This is a genomic window from Desertihabitans aurantiacus (genome assembly GCF_003344635.1).
Taxonomy (GTDB): Bacteria; Actinomycetota; Actinomycetes; order Propionibacteriales; family Propionibacteriaceae; genus Desertihabitans; species Desertihabitans aurantiacus.
Window position 1 is genome coordinate 1 of the sequence record NZ_QPKK01000374.1, and the last position, 2807, is coordinate 2807.

The 2807-nt window shown below is 76.2% G+C and carries 2 protein-coding genes and 2 pseudogenes; 2 read left to right on the top strand and 2 right to left on the bottom strand.

What is annotated here, in order from left to right; translation table 11 throughout:
- Nucleotides 1–370, top strand: a pseudogene (locus tag DVA66_RS19090) (hypothetical protein); the annotation flags it as partial.
- 55 nt (nucleotides 371–425) lie between these two features.
- Complete coding sequence (locus DVA66_RS19095) at nucleotides 426–1187, top strand: SDR family oxidoreductase (protein ID WP_114561428.1); 762 nt, start codon at nucleotides 426–428, stop codon at nucleotides 1185–1187.
- A gap of 30 nt (nucleotides 1188–1217) precedes the next feature.
- Here the strand turns inward: DVA66_RS19095 and fahA are convergent, their stop codons facing one another.
- Nucleotides 1218–2438 carry a fumarylacetoacetase gene (gene fahA, locus DVA66_RS19100; RefSeq protein ID WP_232822074.1) on the bottom strand — a complete coding sequence of 407 codons (1221 nt, stop codon included), beginning with the start codon at nucleotides 2436–2438 and terminating at the stop codon, nucleotides 1218–1220.
- Nucleotides 2435–2807, bottom strand: a pseudogene (locus DVA66_RS19105) (hypothetical protein); the annotation flags it as partial. The pseudogene DVA66_RS19105 and the gene fahA, both read right to left, overlap by 4 nt.

Consider the following 2807-nt stretch of genomic DNA (forward strand, 5'->3'; position numbering starts at 1 on the left):
CAGCTTCCTGGCCGTGGTCGAGGACGAGCAGGCCGTCGTGCTGGTCTCCCTCGACCCCACCGACGCGCTGCTGCGGGTCGGCTACCGGGTCGGCAGCCGGCACCCGCTCACCCGCGGCGCGTCCGGGCTGGCGGTGCTGGCCGCCCGTCCCGGACGTCCCGACGACCCCGGACCGGTGCGGCTGACCCGCGAGCGCGGCTACGCGGTCACCCGGGGCGAGCTGCAGCCGGGCGCGGTCGGGGTCGCCGCCCCGTTGACGGGCGCGGAGGGCTGGGCGCCGGAGGCCTGCGTCGGCGTGGTCGCCCTCGGCGAGGTGGACGTGGACGCGGTGGCGCCGCTGGTGGTCGCGACCGCCCGCCAGCTGGCCTGACCGCACGCCGGAAACCCGTCGCGCGCCCCGCCCCCGGATCGCTACGGTGCCGGGCATGCCTGCAGCACTGCTCACCGGGGTCGGACGTCGTCGCGGGATCGGTGCCGGCATCGCGGCCGGTCTGGCCGAGGACGGCTGGGACCTCGCGCTCTCCTACTGGACGCCCTACGACCAGCGGCTGGCGCTCCCCGGGGACGCCGACGACCCGGCCTCCCTGGCCGCGGAGCTGCGCGACGCGCACGGCGTCCGGGTCGAGCTGGTGGCCGCCGACCTGGCCGACCCGGCCGTGCCCGACCAGGTGGTGGCCACCGCCCGGGAGCGGCTCGGCCCGCTGGACGCGCTGGTGATGGCCCACTGCGAGAGCGTCGACTCCAGCCTGCTCGACACCACGGTGGAGAGCTTCGACCGCCACTACGCGGTGAACGTCCGCGCGACCTGGCTGCTGCTGGCCGAGTTCGCCCGCCAGCTGCCCGCCACCGGCGGGGCCGCCGTGGCGCTGACCAGCGACCACACGGTGCACAACCTCCCCTACGGCGCCACCAAGGGCGCGCTGGACCGGCTCGTGCTGGCCGCCGCCCACGAGCTCGCCGACCGCGGCCTGCGCAGCAACGTCATCAACCCCGGCCCGGTCGACACCGGCTGGATGAACGACGCCGTGCGCACCTCGGCGCTGGCCCAGCAGCCCACCGGTCGGCTCGGCACGCCGGAGGACACCGCCAACCTCATCCGCTTCCTGCTGTCGGACCGGGGTTCGTGGATCAACGGCCAGCTGCTGTACAGCAACGGCGGCTTCCCCGCCGGGCACATCCCGGTCTGAGCAGCGGGCGGGGCTCGCCCTTCGACAGGCTCAGCAGCCGGCCGGCCGGATGCGTCCGCGGACCTCGCCGAGGGTGATCCGCCCGCCGAGGACACCCGGCGCGGAGTAGCGCAGCACCACCTCGTCGCCGTCGTCGAGGAAGGTGCGGCTCGACCTGCCCACCGGTACCGGGTCCCGCCCGCCCCAGGAGAGCTCGAGCAGCGACCCGCGCTGGTCGGGCTCCGGGCCGGAGATGGTGCCGGAGGCGAAGAGGTCACCGGTGCGCAGGCAGGCCCCGTTCACGGTGAGATGGGCCAGCATCTGCGCCGGCCCCCAGTACATCGAGGCGTACGGCGGCCGGCTGACCACGCTGCCGGCGACCTCCACCTCGACGTCGACCGCCAGCCCGGCCGGCTGGTCCACCCGCAGGTAGTCCAGCGGTTCGGGGTGCTGGGTCGGCAGGTCGCACCAGGCCGCGGCGAGGGCGTCCAGCGGGGTGACCCAGTGGCTGACCGAGGTGGCGAAGGACTTGCCGAGGAACGGCCCGAGCGGCACGTACTCCCAGGCCTGCAGGTCGCGGGCCGACCAGTCGTTGACCCCGACCACGCCGAAGACGTGGTCGGTGAACGCGTCCGCACCGACCGGGACGCCGAGCGGTGAGCCGACCCCGACCACGAACCCCAGCTCGGCCTCCAGGTCGAGCCGGGTGCTGGGCCCGACCGTCGGACGCTCCACCCCCGGCGGTCGGCGCTGGCCGCAGGGGCGCACCACGTCGGTGCCGGAGGCGACCACCGTCCCCGCCCGGCCGTGGTAGCCGACGGGCAGGTGCTTCCAGTTCGGCAGCAGCGGCTCGGCGTCGGGCCGGAAGATGCGCCCCACGGTGCTGGCGTGGTGCTCCGAGGCGTAGAAGTCGACGTAGTCGGCCACCTCGAACGGCAGGTGCAGGGTGACCTCGGCCAGCTCGTGCAGGTGCGGGGCGACCGCCGGGCGGTGCCGCGGCTCGGTGAGGACGCCGGTCAGCCAGCGGCGGACCCGCTGCCACTCCGGGCGTCCGCGGGCCATCAGCGGGTTGAGCGAGGGCGCCTCCAGCGCAGCGGTCAGGTCGGGCAACGCGTCCCGGGAGGCGGCGGCGAGGTCGAGCACCCGCTCCCCCACCCGGACGCCGACCCGGCAGCCGAGGTCCTCGGTGCAGAAGACGCCGTAGGGCAGGTGGTCGACGTCGAACCCGGAGCGGGCCGCCCCGGGCACCCAGGTCGGCGACGGCCGGGTCACGGCCGGGCTCCCGCCGGACGCTCCAGCAGTCCGAGCGCACACAGGTCGTCGAGGGGTTCGGTGGTGCTGCACGAGCCGAACCCGGTGAACCGCTCCCGGACCCGGACGCGGGTGCCGGCGTCCCAGCCGGCGACCGTCGCGGCCAGCCCGGCGGCGTCGCGCCGGTCCAGCAGCTCCCGGACGTCCGCCTCGGCGGCACCGTCGAGCAGAGCACCGACGGCCACCGCGACGTCGAGGAACCCGTGGTGCTCGAACCCGGTCGCCGGGTCGGTGTGCCGCACCGCGGCGTGCAGCCCGGCGGTGCACTTGACCGGCAGGCCGCGCTCGCCGGCGGCGACCAGCCAGCGGGCCAGCCGGCCGGTCGGCGGG

Excerpts from the sequence above, each read along its gene's own strand:
- DVA66_RS19095 (WP_114561428.1), top strand. The coding sequence starts at position 426 with ATGCCTGCAGCACTGCTCACCGGGGTCGGACGTCGTCGCGGGATCGGT.